This window comes from Geobacter sp. PheSNFMC, assembly GCF_059620965.1.
Map to the genome: position 1 here is coordinate 21,416 of NZ_JCAMRN010000005.1, position 23,034 is coordinate 44,449.

Annotated in this window: 20 protein-coding genes; 11 read left to right on the forward strand and 9 right to left on the reverse strand. The window is 64.4% G+C overall.

Annotation, left to right across the window (positions count from 1 at the left end; genetic code table 11):
* Nucleotides 1–168: 168 nt before the first annotated feature.
* The 3 genes from AC6CDK_RS01750 to AC6CDK_RS01760 all read right to left on the reverse strand — a co-directional run bounded on the left by AC6CDK_RS01750 (nucleotide 169) and on the right by AC6CDK_RS01760 (nucleotide 1,617).
* On the reverse strand, nucleotides 169–369 hold the full coding sequence (locus AC6CDK_RS01750; protein WP_039646049.1) for a cold-shock protein: 201 nt from the start codon (nucleotides 367–369) through the stop codon (nucleotides 169–171).
* An 89-nt stretch (nucleotides 370–458) separates the two neighbouring features.
* Nucleotides 459–659: a 30S ribosomal protein S21 gene (gene rpsU, locus AC6CDK_RS01755; RefSeq protein WP_010941574.1), complete on the reverse strand. Its 201-nt coding sequence runs from the start codon at nucleotides 657–659 to the stop codon at nucleotides 459–461.
* A gap of 241 nt (nucleotides 660–900) precedes the next feature.
* Nucleotides 901–1,617, reverse strand: a complete 717-nt coding sequence (locus AC6CDK_RS01760; protein WP_066357770.1) for a hypothetical protein — start codon at nucleotides 1,615–1,617, stop codon at nucleotides 901–903.
* 162 nt (nucleotides 1,618–1,779) lie between these two features.
* Between AC6CDK_RS01760 and AC6CDK_RS01765 the strand changes: the two genes are divergently transcribed.
* From AC6CDK_RS01765 to AC6CDK_RS01775, 3 genes are all read left to right on the forward strand, one after another.
* Nucleotides 1,780–3,681 (forward strand): ATP-binding cassette domain-containing protein, encoded by a 1,902-nt coding sequence (locus AC6CDK_RS01765; RefSeq protein WP_039646043.1) that lies wholly within the window; start codon nucleotides 1,780–1,782, stop codon nucleotides 3,679–3,681.
* 155 nt (nucleotides 3,682–3,836) lie between these two features.
* Nucleotides 3,837–5,180 carry a DEAD/DEAH box helicase gene (locus AC6CDK_RS01770; protein WP_066357768.1) on the forward strand — a complete coding sequence of 448 codons (1,344 nt, stop codon included), beginning with the start codon at nucleotides 3,837–3,839 and terminating at the stop codon, nucleotides 5,178–5,180.
* A 150-nt stretch (nucleotides 5,181–5,330) separates the two neighbouring features.
* Nucleotides 5,331–5,690 (forward strand): hypothetical protein, encoded by a 360-nt coding sequence (locus tag AC6CDK_RS01775; RefSeq protein ID WP_039646039.1) that lies wholly within the window; start codon nucleotides 5,331–5,333, stop codon nucleotides 5,688–5,690.
* A gap of 95 nt (nucleotides 5,691–5,785) precedes the next feature.
* Here AC6CDK_RS01775 and AC6CDK_RS01780 read toward each other — a convergent pair whose 3' ends face one another.
* The 6 genes from AC6CDK_RS01780 to AC6CDK_RS01805 form a co-directional block, all read right to left on the reverse strand.
* On the reverse strand, nucleotides 5,786–6,970 hold the full coding sequence (locus tag AC6CDK_RS01780; RefSeq protein WP_039646037.1) for a methyl-accepting chemotaxis protein: 1,185 nt from the start codon (nucleotides 6,968–6,970) through the stop codon (nucleotides 5,786–5,788).
* Between the two features lie 188 nt (nucleotides 6,971–7,158).
* The gene (locus AC6CDK_RS01785) at nucleotides 7,159–7,533 is read right to left on the reverse strand and encodes a YbaN family protein (RefSeq protein ID WP_237560733.1); all 375 of its coding nucleotides are present in this window, start codon (nucleotides 7,531–7,533) and stop codon (nucleotides 7,159–7,161) included.
* Nucleotides 7,534–7,549: 16 nt separating this feature from the next.
* Nucleotides 7,550–8,752 carry a methionine adenosyltransferase gene (locus AC6CDK_RS01790; protein WP_192905080.1) on the reverse strand — a complete coding sequence of 401 codons (1,203 nt, stop codon included), beginning with the start codon at nucleotides 8,750–8,752 and terminating at the stop codon, nucleotides 7,550–7,552.
* 158 nt (nucleotides 8,753–8,910) lie between these two features.
* Nucleotides 8,911–9,132, reverse strand: a complete 222-nt coding sequence (locus AC6CDK_RS01795; RefSeq protein WP_039646031.1) for a hypothetical protein — start codon at nucleotides 9,130–9,132, stop codon at nucleotides 8,911–8,913.
* A 34-nt stretch (nucleotides 9,133–9,166) separates the two neighbouring features.
* Nucleotides 9,167–9,403, reverse strand: coding sequence for a hypothetical protein (locus tag AC6CDK_RS01800; protein ID WP_039646028.1), 237 nt, complete (start codon nucleotides 9,401–9,403; stop codon nucleotides 9,167–9,169).
* Between the two features lie 518 nt (nucleotides 9,404–9,921).
* A complete protein-coding gene (locus AC6CDK_RS01805; RefSeq protein ID WP_192905081.1) occupies nucleotides 9,922–12,372 on the reverse strand; it encodes an Rne/Rng family ribonuclease in 2,451 nt (816 codons plus the stop codon).
* 272 nt (nucleotides 12,373–12,644) lie between these two features.
* Between AC6CDK_RS01805 and AC6CDK_RS01810 the strand changes: the two genes are divergently transcribed.
* The 8 genes from AC6CDK_RS01810 to AC6CDK_RS01845 all read left to right on the forward strand — a co-directional run bounded on the left by AC6CDK_RS01810 (nucleotide 12,645) and on the right by AC6CDK_RS01845 (nucleotide 22,824).
* Nucleotides 12,645–14,582: an ABC-F family ATP-binding cassette domain-containing protein gene (locus AC6CDK_RS01810; RefSeq protein ID WP_192905082.1), complete on the forward strand. Its 1,938-nt coding sequence runs from the start codon at nucleotides 12,645–12,647 to the stop codon at nucleotides 14,580–14,582.
* 129 nt (nucleotides 14,583–14,711) lie between these two features.
* On the forward strand, nucleotides 14,712–17,030 hold the full coding sequence (lon, locus tag AC6CDK_RS01815; RefSeq protein WP_039646021.1) for an endopeptidase La: 2,319 nt from the start codon (nucleotides 14,712–14,714) through the stop codon (nucleotides 17,028–17,030).
* A 6-nt stretch (nucleotides 17,031–17,036) separates the two neighbouring features.
* Nucleotides 17,037–17,807, forward strand: a complete 771-nt coding sequence (locus tag AC6CDK_RS01820; RefSeq protein ID WP_039646019.1) for an MlaE family ABC transporter permease — start codon at nucleotides 17,037–17,039, stop codon at nucleotides 17,805–17,807.
* Nucleotides 17,808–17,817: 10 nt separating this feature from the next.
* Nucleotides 17,818–18,582: an ATP-binding cassette domain-containing protein gene (locus AC6CDK_RS01825; protein WP_039646017.1), complete on the forward strand. Its 765-nt coding sequence runs from the start codon at nucleotides 17,818–17,820 to the stop codon at nucleotides 18,580–18,582.
* 15 nt (nucleotides 18,583–18,597) lie between these two features.
* The gene (locus AC6CDK_RS01830; protein ID WP_192905083.1) at nucleotides 18,598–19,680 is read left to right on the forward strand and encodes an MlaD family protein; all 1,083 of its coding nucleotides are present in this window, start codon (nucleotides 18,598–18,600) and stop codon (nucleotides 19,678–19,680) included.
* Nucleotides 19,681–19,722: 42 nt separating this feature from the next.
* Nucleotides 19,723–21,219 (forward strand): M16 family metallopeptidase, encoded by a 1,497-nt coding sequence (locus tag AC6CDK_RS01835; protein WP_010941595.1) that lies wholly within the window; start codon nucleotides 19,723–19,725, stop codon nucleotides 21,217–21,219.
* Between the two features lie 37 nt (nucleotides 21,220–21,256).
* On the forward strand, nucleotides 21,257–22,693 hold the full coding sequence (locus AC6CDK_RS01840) for a M16 family metallopeptidase (RefSeq protein ID WP_192905084.1): 1,437 nt from the start codon (nucleotides 21,257–21,259) through the stop codon (nucleotides 22,691–22,693).
* A gap of 23 nt (nucleotides 22,694–22,716) precedes the next feature.
* Nucleotides 22,717–22,824 carry an RCKP-type rubredoxin-like domain-containing protein gene (locus tag AC6CDK_RS01845; RefSeq protein ID WP_010941597.1) on the forward strand — a complete coding sequence of 36 codons (108 nt, stop codon included), beginning with the start codon at nucleotides 22,717–22,719 and terminating at the stop codon, nucleotides 22,822–22,824.
* Nucleotides 22,825–23,034 lie beyond the last annotated feature (210 nt).

Here is a 23,034-nt window from a genome sequence, read left to right on the forward strand (position 1 = left end):
CATCTGCAGGGGGAGGGCTGGACCGCGCGGTGCCGGACAACCGGCTGACGGGATCGATCGGGGCCGGGCATCTGCCGGGTATTTTGGGCAAAAATCGAAAGGCCCGCTTGAACGGGCCTTTCGATGGTGGCGTAGCCGGCCGCCCGGAAGGCGGCTGATACGTTTCCGTTAGAGCTTGCAGACGTTGGCGGCCTGGAGCCCCTTGGGGCCATTGACCACGTCGAAGGTCACTTCTTCGCCTTCTGCCAGCGACTTGAACCCGGAACCCGTGATCGCGGAGAAATGCACGAACACGTCTTCACCGTTCTCCTGCTCGAGGAAGCCAAACCCCTTGCTGTCGTTAAACCACTTTACCCTGCCTTTTGCCATTGTGTTCTTTCTCCTGCGTTCGCGTGATATGTCCGGGGTCTGCCCCGGCTTGAAGCCGCCGTGCGGCCTGCTCCCCATCCTGTCCCGCGTCAGTCCCTGTCAGGCTTTCTGAACCGCTGGGCCTTTCTTCTCTTGCGCTCGGCCTCCATCTGCTTGCGCTTCTTCTTGACTGAAGGCTTTTCGTAATGCTTGCGCTTCTTGATTTCTTTGAAGAACCCTTCGGTCTGAAGCTTGCGCTTCAGCAGCCGGAGGGCCTTGTCCACGTCGTTTCCTTGAACGCTTACCTGCACGTGATCTCTCCTTCCCCGGTCGGCAGGCGATGGTTCGTCCGTGGCTTGTTGCCGCTGCCCTCCCGAAAATAAGATCGGCCAAGGAGCTTTTAAAGCACCTTGGCCGGCCAACTTCAAAAGTGCTACCACCCTACCACAAACGGGATACGTTTGTATGTAAAATTCTTTATACGCGGCGATTCCTTCCGACTCCCCGGCAGACCGGAAGGGAGCAAAGGCCGCCGGTCCGCCGGGGGCAGGCTTACTCTTCCAGGGTTTCCTCCCCGTAGCCGTCGCCCGTGAAATAGGCTTTCATGAAGTCGCGGTGACGCGCCGCCACCACCGGCGAGATGCCCGCGGCCGCCGCCGCCTGGTCGAGCAACTGCTCCTCGTTCGCCGCCGGATTCTTCTGCCGTGCCGCCTCCAGGGCCATGGTGACGACCAACCCGGCCCCGAAGGTCTCCTTGTCGGGGCGGTAGAGCCGGGGGCGGTCGATCCGGCGGCCGGTGCCGTCAGTGGTGCCGATGAGTGCGTTGTGGCGCTCGATCTGTTCCAGGGAGGGGATTCCGTAGCGGATGACGGTTCGGCCCTCCCGGTACGTTGCCCTGGCCAGGGTGCACTGGGTGCACTCCACGGCGGGCTTGAGCTCCAGGGTTATCACCTTCGCTGCCGGGGCCTTTTCCTTCACGGCCGTGAGCATTGCCAGCACCGCCGGCTTGATCCGCTCCCGGTCGGTATCGAACCGGACGATGCCGATCCCCTCCAGGGCGGCCCCATCCCCGGAGATGCGGACGTTGCGGATCTCGAAGTGAAGGTCCTCCTGTACCGTGCCGGTGGCGAAGGGGGGCGATTTCGGCCCGCCCGCCGGCAGGGATGGCCCGGCCGGAGCCGGTTCCAGCCAGATGCCGATGCGCCAGGCCAGGAACAGCGACAGGAACAGGGAGATGATGCCGACGACGATGCGCGTTGACGGGTTCATGGTCCTCCGGGCGAGGGATCGGGTCCGCTCGTTCGTGATGATTGTCAATGGTACCGGGGATTGTCGTCAATGCAAATGGCTCCGGTGCCAGAGGAGGATTGACGGCGGGAGGCAAAACAGTGAATACTGTCACTCCTGCAAACCGGAACGGAAGGAGACGTCGTGGCTCTCATCACCTTGCGCAACATAACCCTCGCCTTTGGCGGCCCGCCGCTCTTCGACGGCATCAACCTCCAGATCGGGGAAGGGGAGCGCCTCTGTCTCATGGGGCGCAACGGCACCGGCAAGTCGACCCTGTTGAAGCTCATCGCCGGCGAGATTCCCCCGGAGGGGGGCGAGATCATGCGGCAGCAGGGGGTGCGGGTGGCCCTGGTCTCCCAGGAGGTCCCCCGCGACCTGGAGGGGACCGTGTTCGACGTGGTGGCCCAGGGCATGGGCGAGGCCACGGCGCTCCTGGCCGAGTACCACCGGGTGAGCCATCTGCTGGCCGTGGAGGGGGGAGAAGGGCTCCTGGCACAACTGGCCACCCTCCAGAAACGGCTGGAGGAGACCGGCGGCTGGCATCTCCATCAGGAGGTGGAACGGGTTCTCAATCGCCTTTCCCTGGATGCGGATGCCCCCTTCTCGAGCCTTTCCGGCGGCACCAAGCGCCGGGCGCTCCTGGCCAGGGCACTGGTGGCGGCGCCGGACATCCTGCTCCTGGACGAGCCCACCAACCACCTGGACATCGATACTATCCTCTGGCTGGAGGAATTCCTGGCCAAAAACGTCACGACCCTGCTCTTCGTCACCCACGACCGGGCCTTTGCCCGCCGGCTCGCCAACCGGGTGGCCGAACTGGACCGGGGGCGGATCTACGCCTTTGCCTGCGGCTACGACGAATTCGTGGAGCGGCGCGAGGCGCTCCTGGAGGCGGAGATCACCCGCCAGGCCCTGTTCGACAAGAAGCTGGCCCAGGAGGAAGCGTGGATCAGGCAGGGGATCAAGGCCCGCCGAACCCGCAACGAGGGGCGGGTCCGGGCGCTGAAGAAGCTGCGGGAGGAGCGCCGACAGCGGCGCGAGCGGCAGGGAGCGGCCACGATCCGGCTCCAGGAGGCCGAGCGGTCCGGCGCCCTGGTGGTGGAGGCGGAGAACGCCTCCTTCAGCTACGGAGGCCGGGCCGTCATCGCCAATCTCACCACCACTGTCATGCGCGGGGACCGGGTGGGGATCATCGGTCCCAACGGCTCGGGCAAGACCACCCTGCTGCGGCTTCTGCTGGGGGAGCTCGAACCGCAACAGGGGACGATCCGCCTGGGCACCCGCCGGGAGGTCCTCTACTTCGACCAGATGCGCGAGCAATTGGACCTGGACCGGACCGTGCAGGAAAACGTGGGCGAGGGGAACGACACCGTCATCATCAATGGCCGAAGCCGCCACGTGATCGGCTACCTGCAGGATTTTCTCTTTCCTCCCGAACGGGCGCGCACGCCGGTCCGCATCCTCTCCGGCGGGGAGCGCAACCGCCTGCTGCTGGCCAAGCTGTTCACCAAGCCCTCCAACGTGCTGGTCATGGACGAGCCCACCAACGATCTTGATGCCGAAACCCTGGACCTGCTGGAGGATCTGCTGCTGGAGTATTCCGGCACGCTGCTCCTGGTGAGTCATGACCGGGAATTCCTCAACAACGTGGTGACGAGCACCCTTGTCCTGTCGGGCGACGGCCAGGTGCGGGAATACGTGGGGGGCTACGACGACTGGCTCCGTCAGGCCGCCGCCGAGACGCCGGCAGCAAAGCCGCAGCCGGCGAAGGCGTCCGCCGATGCCCCGGCCAAGACCCGCGAGCGGAATGAAAAGCCCCGCAAGCTCAGCTTCAAGGATGAGCGTGAGCTGGAGTCGCTGCCGGAGCGGATTCACCGGTTGGAGGAGGAGCAGGAGCGTCTCCACGCCACCCTGGCCGATCCGGAGTTCTATCGCGGCGCCGGCGCCGAAGTGGCTGCGCTCAACAACCGGTTGGCGGAGCTGGAGGGTGAGCTGGAAACAGCCTATGCCCGTTGGGAAGAGCTGGAAAGCCTCAGAGGGTAGAAACGGGCGCTCCCGCTTTCCTCCTTGACAGGGTTTGCCGAAAGCTGGTACGGTCGCCCAATCTCAACCAGCTGTTTCCGGACAACGTATCAGATCAGGCCCTGGAAAGAACCGGGGCTTTTTTGTTTTCAGGCGGCAGCACCAAGGAGTATTTCATGGATTTCACATCGTTCGGTTTTCATCCGGCCGTGGCCGGAGGGGTTGCGGCCGCCGGCTACGAGACCCCCACGCCGATCCAGGCCCAGGCCATCCCCGCGGTCATGGCGGGGCGCGACGTCATGGGGCTGGCCCAGACCGGCACCGGCAAGACAGCGGCCTTTGCCCTGCCGATCCTGCACCGGCTGCAGCAGGGAGAGCGCGGCTGCGTCCGGGCCCTGGTCATTGCCCCCACCCGCGAGCTTGCGGAGCAGATCAACGACAGCTTCGTCACCCTGGGGCGACAGACCCGCCTGCGGAGCGTGACGGTCTACGGCGGGGTAGGCGTGAATCCCCAGGTGCAGAAGCTCAAGGCCGGCGCCGAAGTGGTCGTGGCCTGCCCGGGACGGCTCCTGGACCACATCGCCCAGGGGACCATCGACCTGTCGCGCCTGGAGGTGCTCGTCCTGGACGAGGCGGACCAGATGTTCGACATGGGCTTTCTCCCCGACATCCGGCGGGTGCTCAAGCATCTCCCTCCCCGGCGGCAGACGCTGCTCTTCTCGGCCACCATGCCCATCGACATCCGCAAGCTGGCCCAGGATATCCTGGTGGACCCGGTGACGGTGCAGGTGGGGAACGTGGCCCCGGCGGTCACCGTAACCCATGCCCTCTACCCGGTGGAGCAGCATCTGAAGACACCGCTGCTCATGGAGCTTCTCCGCCACACGGACACCGAGTCGGTGCTGATCTTCACCCGCACCAAGCACCGGGCCAAGCGCCTGGGCGAACAGTTGGAAAAGGCCGGCTACCGGGCGGCATCCCTCCAGGGGAACCTCTCCCAGAACCGGCGCCAGGCAGCCCTGGACGGCTTCCGGGACGGCACCTTCCAGATCCTGGTGGCCACCGATATTGCGGCCCGCGGCATCGACGTGAGCCAGGTGTCCCACGTGATCAACTATGACATCCCCGACACGGCCGAGGCATACATCCACCGGATCGGCCGCACCGGCCGCGCAGCCCGCAGCGGCGACGCCTTCACCCTGGTGACCTCCGACGACGGGGCCATGGTACGTGCCATCGAGCGGAGCCTCGGTGCCACCATCGAGCGCCGTACCGTGCAGGGCTTCGACTACTCGGTGCCGGCGCCGAAAAAGGATGTGGAATTCGCCCGTCCCCCCCGGGAGCCGCGCCAGGCTCGCCCCCACGCAAGCCAACCCAAGAAAGGGGGCACAGCGGCATCCCCCGCGGCGTCCGGCCGGCCGTCCCATCCCAAGGACCCGGGCCGGCGGCAGCCGGGCCAGGGAGCGCCCGCCTCGGGGCCGTCGCGCCAACGGTCCGGAAGCCCCCGGCGGCCCCGCTGACAGAACGGGTCCCGATATTATTTTGATAACCATATTCACCGGTCGTCCTTTTGAGGTATAATGTAACCAGACGCGGATACACCGGCAGAGATCATGGCCCGCGGACTTCCGTTCCCGATGGGCCGGGAGCGGACGGAAAGGAGGATCGCCATGAAAGGGACGGACGTCAGAAAGCTTGTAACCGAGAGTGTCTCCGGCGAGCACCGTTTCGTGCGGTGGTGGCGGAAGGAAAACGACTTCCTCGACTATGACCTGGTCGACAAGTTCCTGGAGAGACTCTCCAGCGACGAGGAGATCGGGGGGGTCGAACTGCTCACCATGAAGGACATGGTGGACGAGGTGAAGCGGATCACGGGCGAACGCCTGACCGTCAGGCACGGCGAATCCGGCGATACCGTGGAATGGGTTCACGGCGGAAAAGGGGGCGAGCGGACCGAAGTCTGCTTCCTGACGCCCGAAACGCTGCTCACCATCTACGATGCGGAGACCCGCGGCAACCCCATCGGCTAAGGGGGAGAGGGATTGATGCAATGGAAAAGGCCGCCCGGAATGGGGCGGCCTTTGTTGTGTGAAGAGGGTACTTCCGGGGCCGGGAAAGACGCTCGTCAGGCCGACAGTTTGAAGCGGTTGACCATCCGCTGGAGCTCCACCGCCGACTGCGCAAGGTCGGCCGCCGCGGTTTCCGTCTGCTGGGCTCCCTGGGCTGCGTCGCGGATCACCAGGGCGATGCGGTGGATGTTCTCCGTGATGCTGGCGGTGGTGGCCGACTGCTCTTCCGCCGCGATGGCCACCTGGGAAACGTGGTCGATGAGGGGGGCAATGTGCTCCTTGATGGCCCCGATGGCCTGGCGGGAGAGATGCATGTCCCGGGTGCCGTTGCGGACGCTGTCGGAGCTCTGCTCCATGAGTCCCATGACGTTTTTGACGTCGCCCTGCAGCGCGCCGATGATGGACTGGATTTCCCTGGTGGACGAGGTGGTCCGTTCGGCGAGGTTGCGCACCTCGTCGGCCACCACGGCGAAGCCGCGTCCCTGCTCGCCGGCTCGGGCCGCCTCGATGGCGGCGTTGAGCGCCAGCAGGTTGGTCTGGTCGGCGATGTCCCTGATGGCGGTGATGATGTCGCCGATCCGTTCGGAATTGGCGCCCAGCGCGTTGACCGCCGCCATGGTGCCGGACACCATCTGCTCGACCGCCTCCATGATGGTGGTCATCCGGGAGATGGTTTCCGTGCCGCTTTCGGTGGCGTGGCCAGTGCCCGATGCCTCCTCGGCCATTTTCTGACAGTTGTGCGAGATTGCCAGGCTCACCGAGGCCATTTCATCCACCGCCGTGGTGATGGACTCGGATTCCTGGGAGGCGTGGTCGGTTCCTTCGGCAATCTGCGATGAGGTGGTGCGGAGCAGGTCAGAGGCGGCGGACAGGTCAGCCGCCGTGGTCTGGATGCCGGCGATGATCTCGCGCATGGAGCCCTGGAGTTCCCGCATGGTCAGGAGCATCCTGCTGAACTCGTTCTTGCGGAACACGGTGATTTCCTGGCTCAGGTCGCCCCGCGCCATGGTCTGCAGGTAACCGATGGCCCTCTGGATCGGCCGGTTGATGGACCAGATGTTGATCCAGCCGAAGATGCCCCCCAGGACGATGAAGAGGACCACGGCTCCGTACTTGATGAGGGCCGAATCAGCTTGGGCGGCCAGCGCCGTTGCGGCAATGCAGACGCTGTAGCAGAAGCAGAGCGTGGCCAGACGGGCCTTTACCGAAAAATTGAGATAAAAATTCCATAGTGACACCATTGTCGCTCCCCCGTAACTAAATGATAACGCCAGGCCGTATACAATATATCGGCGGGGGGAGCGGATAGTTTAGTCAAAAAGCGTGAAAAGGCCGATAGTTCCCTGAAAAAGTCGCCGAATACGCGATAGGGGGCCGTGGGTGGCTCGTTTGTGAATGTTCCGCCGTCTGCCGGCGAGGGTTCAGGGGGTCATGGGGCATCGGTCGGCGCAGTGGGGAACCGGGCAAGGTAGATCGTCACCCCTATGGCGATGGCGAGGAGAAGCATCCGCACCCACGGCAGCGGCACCACCAGAAAGGCCGACGGGGGGACGGTCAGCCAGACCATGGCAATGGCAACCGTCTTGGCGCGCCGGGGGATGCCGGTCCCTTCCAGATAGCCCCGGACCATGGGTCCCAGGTGGGCGTGTTCCACGAGCCAGCGGTGGAAGCGCTCCGAACTGCGCGCGAAGCAGGCCGCGGCCAGCAGAAGAAACGGCGTTGTCGGCACCAGCGGAAGAAAGATGCCGATGATGCCGAAGCCGGTTGCGATGACGCCCACGGTCAGAAAAAGCCATTTGAGCACGCAGGAGTTCCTTTCGTCAGCAGACCGGGTGACGGCCTTCGGCAAGCTCCAGGCAGAAGTCGCCAATGGTCGCCAGTCCCCTTCCGACGATGTCCTCGGCCCTCCGGGCCACATCTGCCACCCGCCGTCCCCGCTCGGGGAGAAGCTGGACCGCCGCCATGGCCGGCCGGTCGATGGGGGTGCCGATGCGGCTCAGGAGCAGGACGTGGGCCTCCCTGACCCCTTCGATTTCCTCGCAGATTTCCCGCGCCAGCCGGTGGGCGAGGATCGTATAGATCTTTCCCACGTGACTCACGGGATTCTTGCCGGCCGCCGCCTCGGTCCCCAGCGGCCGTCCAAGGGCGATGACGCCGTTCACGCGGTTGCCGCGCCCCACCTGGCCCGAGTCGGCATCTTCGGCCGAGGTGCCGAGCAGGCTCAGGTAGACTCCCCCGAGTCCCCGGCCCGGCACGTCGAGTGTGTTGAAGTGCAGCTCGGTCCGGCGGAATCCGCTCCGCTCCGCGAGGAACGATGCAATTTCCCGGGCCAGGGTTTCTTTCCGGGTGAAATAGTCGGCCTCGGATTCCACGAACCGGGCAATGAGGGGCATGGCCAGGGTTACGGCGAGATCGTTCCCCTGCCGCAGCCCCATGACCTTGATGTCCTCGCCTGACTCGGGATGGCGCTGCTTGAAGGCGGGGCCGTTGAGGTGCCGCTCCAGGCCGAGCACCGCCTGTTCCGTCGGCGAGAGGGGCCAGTAGCCGACTGAGGCCGAGGTGTCGTTGGCGGCCATGACAGTGCCCGGACGGGCAAAGATGTCGGTGAGTTCGGCAGAACCGGGCGCCAGCATGATCCGGTAGCGGATATGCTCCTCCGGGTCCACGAAGCGGAGATTGGCGCGAATCCACTCCCGGGCCGCGGTGACGGCGATGTCCGCCACCGGCACGGTCGTGCCGCCCACCGTGAAGGTGGCCCGGTCGCCGATGATGAGCTCCATGGGGGTAACCACCCGGCCGCCGCCGAACCCCTTTTCCACGGTCCCGGCAGCCAGGAGGCTCTTGTCGATATTGTGATGGAGAATCCTGCCGAATTCGCGCAGGTATGCCCGGCTCAGGGCCACGGAAACGGCATCCACCACGGAGTCGCAGATGGTGTCGGGATGTCCGCGCCCCTTGCGCTCGACGATTTCCACCCCTTGTTCGACGACCGGTTGTCCCCGGTAGGCCTCGATGGTGATCATACTGATAACTGTAGCACAGGCGGGGATGTTGTCATACGGTCAGGGGGGGCGCCGGCAAAAAATGGGGCCGTAGGGCTCTCCGGGGCTTCGCGGGGTGCCGACGACCCCCCATGGCAGGTGAGGCTGCGGGTGTTCGGGGGAGGGCGCCGCGGCCGTGTTCAGGTCTTCTGGCTCTCGGCGGGCGGTACGGCCCCTTTGGTGCTGCCGGAACCGATAAGGCTCCGGATGGCCGCGATGGTCTGGGCTACGACCACGATGGCGCAGTAGCAGATGAAAACGGTGGTAAATACCCCCTGAAACCCCTCTGTCTCGCCAACAGATGCGAACGCCGGCGAGACTCCGCCCAAAACGAATGAGAGCGTGCCGATCCGCGCTTTCATGGGTGCCTCCTGCCGGGGTGCAGACCCCGGGTGTTCAGGCGTCGTGGAGGTCGGTGAAGGGGATGACGCTGACACAGGTGTCGCTGGAGAGGCTTCGTAGCATGCTCACGAGAAGCAGTACCACCGGCATGAACTGGACGAGTACCGCGGTTATGCCGATGAACGCGAAAAAGGCCTGCAGAAAGTCATCCATGCCGAACTGGGCAACGATGACCGGCGTTCCTGCATCGTCAAGGATGGGGAATGAGAGGATTCCACTCAAGAGCAGCATGATCCAGCCTCGTTATTTTCTCGCTGTAATCCGAGGTTCTTGCACACCTCCTGCGGGGCCGGTCTGCGGTGTTGCCGCTCACCCGAAAGCTCACCGTACCGACGGGTACGCCTTGCTTCCTCGCTCGCTTGCGCCGAGCATCCCGGCTTCCTCATAACGTTTTGCAAGAGCCTCTTCCGGATATGTCGTTTTCTGTTTTTGCAGTACCCATACCAATAGCGCGCAGTGCGTGGTCACTGTTTGCAACGTAGTGTAATTGTTGGATTGGCTTGGTGGAAGATGTGCTGCTGTTTTGGACGGGAAGGGCCCTTTGTATGGATTGCCTATACACCGGATAAGGGGGGAGGACTGGCCGGTTAGCGGATAGTTATGGCTAACCTGTTGATAGTTGGCATTTAGTTGCAGGGGCTGGGGGGTGCCTTGAAAAGCTATACAGTAGGATGCGAAATGGCAGGGCTTCGGAGCGAAGCCCTGCCCGATGGGACATGCCGGCCAGGGGAGCTGGCGGCGTTCTATGGCTATACTGCTTCCGGCGCTTCCTCTTCTGCCGGCGTTTCTTTCTTTTTACGCGTGGCCCGTTTTTTCTTGGGCGGTTCGTCAGCGGCCGGTTCCGGCGCAGGGGACTGCGATGGATCCGGCGCCGGCTCAACGGCGGCCTTTTTACGCGTGGCCCGCTTCTTTGCCGGCTTAGGCTCGGCCGGCGGGGCAGGGGTCGCTTCAGCAACGGCCGGCGCCTGCTTCTCTCCGGGGAGAGATGCGACCGGCTCGGCCTGCTCAGGGACTTCGGCCGCTTTTTTGCGGGTGCGTGGCGCGCGCGTTTTTTTCAAAGCGGGTTCGGCGCCTTCAAGGGGCGCTTCGACAGCGGCTGGTTCCGGTTCAGGCCCGGCACCCTGGGCCTCTGCCGGCTCAAGTTCCGCTGCCGGCGCCTCGGTTTCCCCGTCGCCGCGTTTCGGGCTCCGGTGCTTGCGGCGACGCCGTTTCTTCTTAACCTCTTCCGATGCCTCCCCGGCTTCTTCGGCGGTCGCCGGAGTTCCGACCGATTCCGTCTCGGCGGATACTTCTTCTGTCTCTTCTGTCTCTTCGGCGGCTTCCTGAACTGAAGCCTCGTCGGTCACGGATTCGTCCGCTTTCGCCTTCTTGCCGCGCCGCCGCTTGCGCCGCCGCTTCCTCTTGGCTTCTTCCGCCGGGGCACCGCCTTCCGTTGTTTCTTCGCCCCCTGCGACCTCCGGCTCCTCTTCGCCGCCGGCTTCGGTCTCACCGTTTTCCTCCGCTTCGGCAGACGTCGCGGATTCAGCCATCTCTTCGGCTTCGGCCTTGCCCTTCCGGCGGCTGCGGCGCCGTTTCTTCTTCTTGCCCTCGGCCTCGGCCGCCGGCGGTTCGGCCAGGACCGCGACTTCTTCGACGGCTTCGGTCAGAGCTTCGGCATGTGTCTCGGCCACCTTTTCCACGTGCTCTTCGTGGGTTTCCACGTGGGCCGGTTTTTCGCGCCTGACCAACTCCAGCTCCAGTTGGTTCATCAGGAACGAGGTCTTGCCCTTAACGGTCACGACGATGTCGTACTCGTTCTCGATCTGGGCCAGTTCCCTCTTCTTGCGGTTCAGCAGGTAATAGGCGACCTCCAGGGGAAGCCCGCCGTGCACCTCGGCCACGGTCCCCTTGGCTGCCGCGGCGTGGACCTTGCGCAGAAAGGAGAGGGCCATGTTCTCCACGCTCTTCACCTTGCCCCGCCCGCCGCAGTGGGGACATTCCAGGGTGCTGCCCTGTTCGAGGGTCTGGCGGATCCGCTGGCGCGACATCTCCAGCATGCCGAACTGGGAAATGCGCCCCACCGTCACCCGGGCCTTGTCACCCTTGAGGGCCGCCTTCAGGGTCTTTTCCACGGTGGTGATGTGCTTCTTGTCCCGCATGTCGATGAAGTCGAGCACGATGAGCCCGCCCAGGTCGCGCATCCGCAGTTGCCGCGCAGCCTCTTCGGCCGCTTCGAGATTGGTCTTGTAGGCGGTGTCTTCGACCCCCTTCTCGCCGGTGGTCTTGCCTGAGTTGACGTCGATGGACACCAGGGCCTCGGTGGGTTCGATGATGAGGTAGCCGCCCGATTTGAGGGGGACTTTTTTCTCGTAGATGAGGTCGATCTGCTCTTCGATCTGGTAGCGGGAGAAGATGGGGCGCTTTTCCGTGTGGAGCTTCACCAGCTTTTCGTGTTTGGGCATGGTCTGCTTGAAGAATTCGCGGGCCTGCTTGTAGACGTCCTTGCTGTCCACCAGCACTTCGTCGATCTCGGCGGTGAAGTAGTCGCGGATGGTGCGGATGACCACGTCCAGTTCCCGGTGGAGGAGGGTGGGGCCCTTGGCGGCGGCCGCCTTGTCCACGATGCCCTGGTGGAGCTTTACCAGGTACTGGAGATCCTTGGCCAGTTCCGTCTTGGTCTTGCCCAGGGCCTCGGTTCGGACGATGTAGCCGTAACCCTCGGGGATCTCCAGCTCGGCCACCTTTTCCTTGAGCTTCTTCCGGTCGGACTCGCTCTCCACCTTGCGGGAAATGCCCGCCGAGTCGCTGCCGGGCATGAGCACCATGTAGCGGCCCGGAAACGACATGTAGGTGGTCAGGGCCGCGCCCTTCATGTCCCGCTCGCCCTTTTCCACCTGCACGATGAGCTCCTGGCCCCGGCGGATGACCTCTTGGATGCGGGGGCGGCGGCTGTGGTTCTCTTCGGGGATGTCGCTGCGCCATTGCCAGAACGAGGGGTGGATTTCCCCCATCTGGAGGAAGCCGAGCCGTTTCAGTCCGATGTCGACGAAGGCGGCCTGCAGTCCCGGTTCAACCCGGACCACCACCCCCTTGTAGACATTGCCTCGGGTCTGTTCGCTCCCCTCGATTTCGATGTCCAGATCGACCAGCTTGCCGTCTTCAACGATGGCGACGCGTGATTCTTCCGGATGCATCACGTTGATGAGCATTTTTTTTGCCATTGATTTCAGTCCTTTGTGCGGTCTGCGGGGCACCCCGCGCCGCGGAAATGTATGGTCGCCCGCGGCGCAGGCCGCGCGACCCGATGGGTATCCAGAACGCCTTGTGGGCGCTGAAGGTCGATAAAACCTCAAAAGTATAGCAGAGTTTTCCCTTGTGTAATAAGAAAAAACTGGCCCCTGGTACGCCCGCCTGCCGGAGCAATTGACAAAATCGCGGGGCACCCCCTAGTATAGCCCTGTAGCGCTAACGGAACGCGGTTCGGGATACCTTCATGCTCCATCTGAGAAAACTGTCAAAGGATTTCGCCGGCACCTCCCTGTTCGCGGAGATCGACTGGCATCTGAAAAAGGGGGAACGGGTCGGCCTCGTGGGCGAGAACGGAGCCGGGAAGTCGACCCTGATGCGCATCATTGCCGGGCTCGTGGAACAGACATCGGGCGAGCTCATCTTCGCCCGGGGCGCCACGGTGGGCTACCTTCCCCAGGACGGGATCGTGACCCGCGGCCGGGGGCTTCTGGCGGAGGCCATGACCGCGCTGGAGGACCTTCAGTCCCTGGAGCGGGAGCTGCACGAACTGACGTCGCGGCTGGAGGATACCCCCCATGATGCGCCGGATCACGGCGAGTGTCTCGAACGCTACGGCCGGCTCCAGGAGGAGTTCCGGCTGCGGGGCGGATACGCCATGGAGGCGGAGGCCTGCCGGGTCCTGGACGGGCTCGGCTTCACCACCGGCGACCGCCGGCGCGACTGCGGCGAGTTTTCCGGCGGCTGGCAGATGCGGATCGCCCTGGCCAAGCTCCTGCTGAAAAAGCCCAACGTGCTGCTGCTGGACGAACCCACCAACCACCTGGACATCGAGGCCCGCAACTGGCTTGAGGGGTATCTCCAGGAATATCCCCATTCGGTCATCCTCGTCTCCCACGACCGCTTCTTCATGGACCAGGTCTGCCACCGGATCACCGAGGTCTGGAACGGCACCCTTACCGATTATCATTGCTCGTACAGCCGCTACCTGACGGCCCGGGAGGAGCGGGTGGCGGCCCTGCGCGAGGCGAAGCGGCGCCAGGACGAGGAAGTTGCCAAGATCGAGGACTTCATCAACCGCTTCCGCTACAAGGCCGACAAGGCGGCCCTGGTCCAGTCGCGGGTCAAGCAGTTGGAAAAGATCGAGCGGATCGTGCTGCCACCGGAGCGCAGGAGGATCCGTTTCCGCTTCCCCGACCCCCCCAAGAGCGGCAGGATCGTGCTGGAGCTGAAGGGGGTGACCAAAGCCTACGGCAGCCACGTGGTCCTGGACGGGATCGACCTGACGGTGGAGAAGGGGGAGCGGATCGCCCTGGTGGGGCACAACGGCGCCGGCAAATCGACCCTCATGGGGGTGCTGGCCGGCAAGCCGTTCCAGGGAGGGGAGCGGGTCGCCGGCCACAACGTGGTTGCCGACTACTTCGCCCAGGACCAGGCCCAGGTGCTGGACGGCGCGAAAACAGCCCACGAGGAGCTGCTGGCGGACGCCCCCTTCGACATGGTGCCCCAGTTGCGGGATATTCTCGGCGCCTTCCTCTTCACCGGCGACGACATCCACAAGCGGGTGGAGGTCCTCTCGGGCGGCGAGCGGAACCGGCTGGCCCTGGCCAAGATGCTGCTGCGGCCCTCGAACCTGCTGCTGATGGACGAGCCCACCAACCACCTGGACCTCTTCAGCAAGGAGGTGCTGCTGGACGCCCTCAAGACCTTTGCCGGCACCGTGGTCTTCGTCTCCCACGACCGGCACTTCATTGACGGCCTGGCCACCCGGGTCGTGGAGGTGGAGGGGGGGCGGCTTACCAGCTACCACGGCGACTACGAGTACTATCTGCGGAAAAAGTCAGCGGACGCTGGCCCGGCCCAGCAGGCCGCCACTGGCCGGTCCCCGGTGCCTGACCCATCGTCCGGGCCGCCGGCCGCGGAATCCAAGGAGGAGCGGCAGCGCCAGCGGGAGGAGGAAAAGGCCCGCCAGCGGGATGAAAAGCGCCGCCTGAAGCGCCTCGAAGAGCTGGAATCCGCCATTGCCGCCGAAGAAGGGCTCCTGGCCGACCTGGAGGCGCGCATGGCTGATCCGGCCTTTTTCGATGACCACGAGCAGGCCCGGCGGGGGGGCGAAGAACATGCCGGACTCACCGCTCGCATCGCCACCCTGTACGGGGAATGGGAGAGCGTCGCCGCAGGCTAAGGGGGGGGTCTCCCTATCCCCGCGGCCTTGCTGCATTCCCGCGCCATTCATTGACAGGCGCGGCTTCAGAGGCTACTCTTTCAGTACTCTGCCGCCACCGCGAGCCGCTCGACCAGAGGATCAGGTTCCATGTCCGAGTCCGTGTCGATATCAGTTCCCGCCGTTCTTCCGCTCTTCCCCATCCGGGAGATCGTAGCCTTTCCCTATATGATCTTCCCGCTGTTCCTCAAGGACGACGAACTGACCGCGTTCGAGGACATGCTCGGCCACGAGCAGATGGTGGTGCTCGCCCGGACCCGGGAAGAGGCGGCGTCCGGCCAGGCACCGCAGCTCTGCGAGATCGGCACCCTCTGCAAGGTGAACCAGATCTACCGGCTCCCCGAGGGGGGCGGCAAGGTGGTCCTGGAGGGGGTCGTGCGGGTCCGGATCCTGGACGTGGCGGATACGCTCCCCCACATCCAGGTCCGTTGCGAAGCGATCCACGAGTTCTTCGAAAAGTCGGTGGTTTCCGAAGCCCTGGTCCAGAGCCTCAACGCGCTCCTCAAGATCGCCCTTTCGTACGGTCGTCCCCTGCCGGACGACGTCATGAAGATGATCGACCTGATCGACAACCCGGCCCGGCTGGCGGACCTGGTGGCCCTCTACGTCAATCTCGCCCTGGACGAGCAGCAGCGGCTCCTGGAGACCGTGGACCCCCTGGAGCGGCTCAAGAAGGTGTACATGCACCTGACCGCCGAGGTGCAGCGGCTCCAGGTGAAGGGCGAAGTGCAGGCCGAAGTGACCCGCCGGGTGGGGAAGAGCCAGAAGGAGTACCTGCTGCGGGAGCAGATGAAGCAGATCCAGGAGGAGCTTGGCGAGGAGGACCCGCGCGGCACCGAGATGGCCGAACTGCGGAGCCGGATCCAGAACGCCGGCATGCCCGACGAGGTCCGCAAGATCGCCGACAAGGAACTCAAGCGGCTGGACCGGATCAATCCTTCATCCCCCGAATACACGGTGGCCCGCACCTATCTGGACTACCTGGCCGGCATGCCCTGGGGCAGGTCGACGGCGGACAACCATGACATCAACCAGGCCGAGGCGGTGCTGGACGAAGACCACTACGACCTGAAAAAGGTCAAGGAACGGATTCTCGAATACCTGGCCGTCCGGACCCTGCGCGAGAGGATGAAGGGGCCGATCCTCTGCTTCGTGGGCCCGCCGGGGGTGGGAAAGACGAGCCTCGGCAAGTCCATCGCCCGAGCCCTGGGGCGGAAGTTCATCCGGATGTCCCTGGGGGGGATGCGGGACGAGGCGGAAATTCGCGGCCATCGCCGCACCTATATCGGCGCGCTTCCGGGCCGGATCATCCAGGAGATTTTCCGCTGCGGCAGCAACAATCCGGTCTTCATGCTCGACGAGGTGGACAAGATCGGCCTCGACTTCCGGGGCGACCCGGCGAGCGCACTCCTGGAGGTGCTCGACCCGGAACAGAACAGCACCTTCACCGACCACTATCTGGACGTGCCCTTCGATCTCTCCAATGTCATGTTCATCACCACGGCCAACCTGCTGGACCCGGTGCCGGCGGCTCTCAGGGACCGGATGGAGGTGATCCGGCTGTCGGGCTACACCGACGAGGAGAAGGAAAAGATCGCGGTCCGCTACCTCATCCCCAAGGAGGTGGAGGAAAACGGCCTCTCCGCCACCCCCCCCGCCTTTGCGTCTGCCGCCATTTACAAGATCATCGGCGACTACACCCGGGAGGCCGGGGTGCGCAACCTGCAGCGGAACATCGCGTCGGTCTGCCGCAAGGTGGCCAAGGAGATCACCCAGGGCAAGCCCCTGCGGGAGACCATCACCCCCCAGGTGGTGGAGGAGTTTCTGGGGCCCCGCACCTTCTTTAACGAGGTGGCGGCGGAGCAGGATCGGGTCGGCGTGGTGACGGGGCTCGCCTGGACCGAGACCGGCGGAGACATCCTCTTCGTGGAGGCGACCCGCATGAAGGGCAAGCGGGATCTGATCCTGACCGGCAGCCTGGGGGACGTGATGAAGGAGTCGGCCCGGACCGCCCTTTCCTACGTGCGCGCCACCTGCGCTGACTGGGGGATCGACGAGGGGGCCTTCGAGGACACCGATCTCCACATCCACGTGCCGGCCGGGGCCATTCCCAAGGACGGCCCGTCCGCCGGGCTCACCATGGTGACCGCCATCGTGTCGCTGCTGTCGGGACGACCGGCCCGACGCGACGTGGCCATGACCGGCGAGATCAGCCTCACCGGCCGGGCGCTGGCCATCGGCGGCCTTAAGGAGAAGGTCCTGGCGGCCCGGCGGGCCGGGGTCAAGACCGTGGTGGCGCCCTCGCGCAACCGGGAGAACCTTGAGGATATCCCCGACGACGTGAAGAATGAGCTTACCTTCATCTTTGTGGATGACGTGCACGAGGCGGTGGCTGCCGCGCTCCAGTGACAACCGATGCCATTGACCTCCATTGAACAAACCGTCAAGAGCTTTCTCGCCGAATTCCAGGCGTTCTGCGTCCTTTCGCTCAGGGCCGTGGTGCGCATCTTCCGCCGCCCCGGCTACTACCGGGAATTCGTCATCCAGTTCGACAAGATGGGCGTCGGCTCCCTCTTCATCATCTGCCTCACGGGGCTGTTCACCGGCATGGTCATGGCGCTCCAGGCACTGATCCAGCTCAAGCCCTTCGCCGCCACCAGCTACGTGGGGGGGATGGTGGCGGTGACCATGGTAAAGGAACTGGGGCCGGTCCTCTCCTCCCTCATGGTCGCGGGCCGGGTCGGCTCGTCCATCACCGCCGAGTTGGGCACCATGGTGGTGACCGAGCAGGTGGACGCCATGCGGGTGGAGGGGACCGACATCGTCAGCCGGCTGGTCACCTCCCGCCTCAAGGCACTGATGCTGGCCATGCCCATGCTGGCCCTGGTCACCGACGCGGTGGCCCTGCTGGGCGGGTACATCATTGCGGCGGGGTATGATATCAACCTCCTCATGTACTGGAAGTCCCTGCCCCAATTCATGGTGTTCCAGGACCTCATCGAGGGGGTGATGAAACCCTTTGTCTTCGGCACCCTCATCGCACTCATCGGCTGTTACGTGGGGCTTTCCACCCGTGGCGGCGCCGAAGGGGTGGGGACGTCGGCCAAGCGGGCAGTGGTCCTCTCATCGGTCATGGTGCTGGTGGCTGATTTTTTCATGACCAAGATATTCATCGTGTTCCGGTGAGGGCGACGACGTGAGCGGAGGCGAACAGGGCATCAGGATGGACAAGGTTTCCTACTCCGTGGGCGGGCGGACGATCCTCACGGAGTTCGACCTGTTTCTCGCGCCGGGCGTGAACCGCACCATCCTGGGACGGAGCGGGGCCGGCAAGACCACCATCCTGCGGCTCATGCTGGGACTCATCCGCCCCCAGGCCGGGACCATCTCCATCGACGGCATTCCCATCGGGAGCCTGAGCGAGAGCGAGCTGATCCGGCTCCGGAAGCAGATCGCCATCGTCTTCCAGGGGGGGGCGCTCTTCGACTCCCTCACGGTGGGAGAAAACGTGGGCTACCGGCTGCTGGAAGAGGGGCGCCTCAGCGAGGGGGAGATTGAGCGGATCGTGCTGGAAAAGCTCTCCTTCGTGGGGCTCGAGCACTCCATCGACTTCTATCCGGCCGAGCTCTCCGGCGGCATGAAAAAGCGGGTGGCCATCGCCCGGGCCCTGGCCGCCGAGCCGCGTTACATTTTCTTCGACGAGCCCACCACCGGCCTCGACCCGGTGGGGGTCTACAACATCCAGCACCTGATGCTCGGTCTGCAGGGGGAGGGGAAAACCACCCTGATGGTCACCCATGACCTGGAAACCGCCTTTGCCGTGTCCGAGCGATTTTCGTTCCTCCATGACGCGCGGCTCCTCTTCGAGGGGACCGAGGAAGAGATGCGCCGGTGCGGCGTGCCCGATATCCGCGAGTTCCTGAAGCCGTCGGAGGCGTCGCTCTTCAGAAATAACGAATAGCACAGAGGACAGTTCATGAAACGAAGCGACACCATATCGTGGTCCCAGGTGCGGGGCGGGCTGTTCGTCCTGGCGGCCCTGGCCTTTTTTGCCGGCGGGGTCCTGATCATGGGGGACAAGACCAAGTTCTTCGTGCCCAAGGGGAGGTTGTCGGTGATCATGACCGACGTGGCCGGACTCAAGGTGGGCGCGCCGGTCTGGCTGGCCGGGGTCGACGTGGGCATCGTCACCGACATCCGCTTCGAGCGCCCCGAGCAGAGCAACGAGGTGGAGGCGGTGCTGGAAGTGGACAAGGAGGCCCTGAAGAAGATCGGCCGCGACTCGGTCATCACCGTCAAGACCCGCGGGCTCCTGGGGGAAAAGTACGTGGACATCACCCCCACCCGCCAGATTATCGCCACGCCTGAAACGCGGCTCCAGGGCACCAGCCTCCCCAAGCTCGACGACGTGGTCCAGAAGGCGGGAGAGGCCTTCGAACGGGTCAACGCCGTGGTGGCCAAGACCGAGCGGGGCGAGGGGACCCTGGGGCGCTTTGCCAGCGACCCCAAGCTCTATGACAATCTGGTGCGGCTCACGGTGGAGCTGAACACCATTGCCGACTCCGTGAACCGGGGGGAGGGGACCCTCGGCATGCTCAACCGGAGCCGCGAGCCCTATGACCGGCTCATGAACATCCTGGCGCGGACCGACAGCACCCTGGCGGAGATCCAGTCGTCGGAGGGGACCCTGAGCAAGCTCATTCGCGACCGGGAGCTCTACGACAAGCTGGTGGCCGTGGCCGACAAGGCCGGCGGGGCCGCGGACGAGGTGCGGGAGCTGAACCGCAAGCTGGTGGCCAAGGAGGGAACCCTGGGGCTCCTCCTGGCCGACCGGGGCTTCTACGACAAGGGGATGAGCCTCATCGACCGGGCCGACCGCTCCCTTTCCTCCCTGGAAGAGATCACCACGCGCCTCCAGCGGGGCGAGGGGACCGCCGGCAAGCTCCTGTCGGACAAGGAGCTCTACGACAAGCTCAACCGGATGGTGGACGACCTGGACCTGCTCGTCAGGGACATCAAGGAAAACCCCAAGCGGTACGTGAAGTTTTCGCTGTTCTGACGGCCGGAACGACCCGGCAATCACTTTCAACTGAGGTAGGACATGAAAAGATCGGCTATGTGCATCGCAGTGCAAATACTGCTGGCGTTGGTTGTCATCCTCCCGGCCCTCGGCGCGGGCCTTGAGGAGCGGGTGCGGGAGCATACCCTGAAAAACGGGATGAAGCTCCTCATGGTTGAGCGCCATACTTCCCCCACGGTGGCGGCGTGGATCCGGTTCCGGGTGGGGAGCGTGGACGAGCGCAGCGACGAGCGGGGAATCGCCCACCTGCTGGAACACATGCTGTTCAAGGGGACCAAGACCCTCGGCACGAAGGATTATGCCGCCGAAAAGCCGCTCCTGGACAAGATCGAGGAAACGGCCCAGGCCCTGATCGCCGAGAAGGCCAAGGGCGCCCGGGCCGACGCCGGCCGGGTGGATGAACTCGGCAAGAAGCTCAATGCCCTGGAGGCCGATGCCGGGAAGTACGTGATCAAGGAGGAGTTTGCCGAGATCTACGCCCGCAACGGCGGGGCCGGCTACAACGCCATGACCGGCAAGGACGGCACCACCTACCTGATCAACATGCCTTCCAACAAGCTGGAGCTCTGGGCCGCCATCGAGGGGGACCGGATGCAGAACGCGGTGCTGCGCGAGTTCTACACCGAGCGCGACGTGGTCATGGAGGAGCGCCGCCGCTCCTACGACACGGAGCCGGGGTCCAAGCTCTGGGAGACTTTCGTGGCCGTCACCTACAATGCCCACCCCTACGGCCAGCCGATCATCGGCTGGATGTCCGATCTGGAGAACCTGACCAGGACCAAGGCCGAGGAGTTCTTCCGCCGCTACTACAAGCCCAACAACGCCATCGTTGCCCTTGTGGGAGACATCGACCCGGACAAGACCATCGCCCTGGTTGAGAAGTACTTCGGCGATATCCCGCCCGGGACCCTGGTGGGACCGGTGGCCGTGGTGGAGCCCGCCCAGCAGGGCGAGCGTCGGGTGGAGATCCTGGCCGACGCGGAGCCGGAACTGCTTGTCGGCTTCCACAAGCCCACCCTGCCCAATCCCGACGACTACGTCTTCGACGTGATCGACATGATCCTGGCCGACGGCCGCACCTCGCGCCTCTACAAGAAGCTGGTGGTGGAGAAGCAGCTGGCCGCCGAGGTCTCAACCTTTTCTGCCCCGGGAAGCCGCTATCCCAACCTCTTCGTGCTGGCCGCCACCCCCCGCGCGCCCCACACGGCGAAGGAGGTGGAGGATGCCATCTACGAGGAGCTGGAGCGGCTCAAGAAGGAGCCCATGACCGAGCGGGAGCTGGCGCAGATCCTCAATCGCCTGGAATACGAGGAAAGCCGGCAGATGATCTCCAACGGCGGGCTCGCCCGCAACCTGACCGAGTATGAAGCGGTCACCGGCTCATGGCGGTACTTGATCGAGCACCGCAAAGAGGTGGCCAAGGTGACCCCCGACGACGTGATCCGGGTGGCCCGGAAGTATTTCGTCCGCGAGAACCGGACCGTGGGGGTCATCACGAAGAAAGAAGACGTAAAGTAGCGGCACAGCCAACCTTATCGCGAACGAGGACGCACGAATGACCATTACGCAACGTTTCGCCCTGTTCTTAGCATTTCTGGTACTCGTACCCCTTGCCGCCCTGGGCGCCGAGGCGCCCAAAACAGCAAAGGCCGACCCCCGCACCATGACCTTCCCGCAGCCGGCCTTCGAGGTCCCCCGGACCGAGCGGGCGGTGCTGAAAAACGGCATGGTCGTCCACATGCTCCCGGACCGGGAGCTGCCCGTGGTGAGCCTCACGGCCTACGTGAACGTGGGGAGCATCTATGAGCCGGCCGACAAGGCGGGCCTTGCCGGGCTCACCGGTGCGGTCATGCGGAGCGGCGGCACTAGGGATATGGCCCCCGAGGCCCTGGACGCGGAGCTTGAGTTCATGGCCTCCTCGGTGGAGGGGGGTATCGGCAGCGATGCGGGGAATGTCTCCCTGGCGTCCCTGTCCCGCAACCTTCCCCGGACCCTGGAACTGTTCGCCCGGGTGATGATGAACCCGGCCTTCCGGGAAGACCGGGTTACCCTGGCAAAGAACCGGACCATTGAGGCCATCCGCCGCCAGAATGACGATTCCAAGGGAATCGCCGACCGTGAACTCCAGAAGGCCCTCTATCCCGGCCACCCCCTGGGGCGCTTCCCTACGGTGGCCACGGTCCAGTCCATCACCCGCGACGATCTGGCGGCGTTTCACGACCGCTATTTCCGCCCCGGTAATGTTGTCATCGCCGCTGCCGGCGACTTTGACCCCAAGGAACTGGTGAAGCTCCTGGAAAAGGTCTTTGCAGGCTGGAAGGAAGAGAAGGTCGATTTCCCGCCCGTGGCCGAACCGTCCCGGGAGATGAAGCCCGCCGTGCTCCTGGCGCGCAAGGAGGTGAACCAGTCGGCCATCCGCATGGGGCACCTGGGGATCGACAAGAACAACCCGGATCTCTACGCCATCAGGGTCATGGACTACATCCTGGGGGGCGGCTTCACCTCGCGCCTCACCACCGAGATCCGCTCCAACCAGGGGCTGGCCTACAACGTGGGTGCGTCCTTCGACGTGGGGCGCCGCTTCGTGGGCACCTTCGAGGCCGAGACCGAGACCAAGAGCGGATCCACTGCCAAGGCCATCGGCCTCATGCGGGACATCATCGACGGCATGCGCAAGGAACCGGTGACCGACCAGGAGCTGAACCTGGCCAAGGAGGCGATCATCAACTCCTTCATCTTCGGTTTCGCCCGTCCCGACTTCATTGCCAACCAGCGGGCCCGGCTTGAATTCTACGGCTATCCCGACGGGTACCTGGAAAACTACCGCGCCAACATCGCCCGGGTCACCAAGGAGGACATCCTCCGCGTGGCGCGGACGTATCTGCACCCCGACCGGCTGACCATCCTCGTGGTCGGTGACGACAAGACTTTCGACAAGCCCCTCTCCACCTTCGGCACGGTTCAGGAGATCAAGCTGGAGAACGGGAAATAAGTCCGAAGAAAGGAGACAACAGCATGGCAACCTGGAAGTGCGGAACCTGCGGTTTCACCAAGGAGGGGCGCTGCAAGCCCCAGAAGTGTCCCCAGTGCCAGGAAAAGGGGAATTTCGAGAAGCAGGAGTGACGAGCAAAGGGCGGCCGACGGGGCCGCCCTTTTTGTTTGAAGGCAATCAATCCTACTTTGTCACATTTGCTTTCAGCTGGTTTAAAGGGGGCCGGGGATTCTCCCTTCGAAAAAGCTCCAAGCGCCGCCTGCGTTTCCCCGATTCTCCGTAACAGCCAGCGAGCCGATTTCCTGTCGCACCGGCACCCTGCGTTTTTGCGAGACATTTCC

Bases quoted from the DNA above. Each gene is read 5' to 3' on its own strand.
- AC6CDK_RS01750 (WP_039646049.1), bottom strand. From the start codon at position 369: ATGGCAAAAGGCAGGGTAAAGTGGTTTAACGACAGCAAGGGGTTTGGC.
- AC6CDK_RS01760 (WP_066357770.1), bottom strand. From the start codon at position 1,617: ATGAACCCGTCAACGCGCATCGTCGTCGGCATCATCTCCCTGTTCCTG.
- AC6CDK_RS01770 (WP_066357768.1), top strand. From the start codon at position 3,837: ATGGATTTCACATCGTTCGGTTTTCATCCGGCCGTGGCCGGAGGGGTT.
- AC6CDK_RS01775 (WP_039646039.1), top strand. From the start codon at position 5,331: ATGAAAGGGACGGACGTCAGAAAGCTTGTAACCGAGAGTGTCTCCGGC.
- AC6CDK_RS01780 (WP_039646037.1), bottom strand. From the start codon at position 6,970: ATGGTGTCACTATGGAATTTTTATCTCAATTTTTCGGTAAAGGCCCGT.
- AC6CDK_RS01790 (WP_192905080.1), bottom strand. From the start codon at position 8,752: ATGATCACCATCGAGGCCTACCGGGGACAACCGGTCGTCGAACAAGGG.
- AC6CDK_RS01795 (WP_039646031.1), bottom strand. From the start codon at position 9,132: ATGAAAGCGCGGATCGGCACGCTCTCATTCGTTTTGGGCGGAGTCTCG.
- AC6CDK_RS01800 (WP_039646028.1), bottom strand. From the start codon at position 9,403: ATGCTGCTCTTGAGTGGAATCCTCTCATTCCCCATCCTTGACGATGCA.
- AC6CDK_RS01805 (WP_192905081.1), bottom strand. From the start codon at position 12,372: ATGGCAAAAAAAATGCTCATCAACGTGATGCATCCGGAAGAATCACGC.
- AC6CDK_RS01810 (WP_192905082.1), top strand. From the start codon at position 12,645: ATGCTCCATCTGAGAAAACTGTCAAAGGATTTCGCCGGCACCTCCCTG.
- lon (WP_039646021.1), top strand. From the start codon at position 14,712: ATGTCCGAGTCCGTGTCGATATCAGTTCCCGCCGTTCTTCCGCTCTTC.
- AC6CDK_RS01820 (WP_039646019.1), top strand. From the start codon at position 17,037: ATGCCATTGACCTCCATTGAACAAACCGTCAAGAGCTTTCTCGCCGAA.
- AC6CDK_RS01830 (WP_192905083.1), top strand. From the start codon at position 18,598: ATGAAACGAAGCGACACCATATCGTGGTCCCAGGTGCGGGGCGGGCTG.
- AC6CDK_RS01835 (WP_010941595.1), top strand. From the start codon at position 19,723: ATGAAAAGATCGGCTATGTGCATCGCAGTGCAAATACTGCTGGCGTTG.
- AC6CDK_RS01840 (WP_192905084.1), top strand. From the start codon at position 21,257: ATGACCATTACGCAACGTTTCGCCCTGTTCTTAGCATTTCTGGTACTC.
- AC6CDK_RS01845 (WP_010941597.1), top strand. From the start codon at position 22,717: ATGGCAACCTGGAAGTGCGGAACCTGCGGTTTCACCAAGGAGGGGCGC.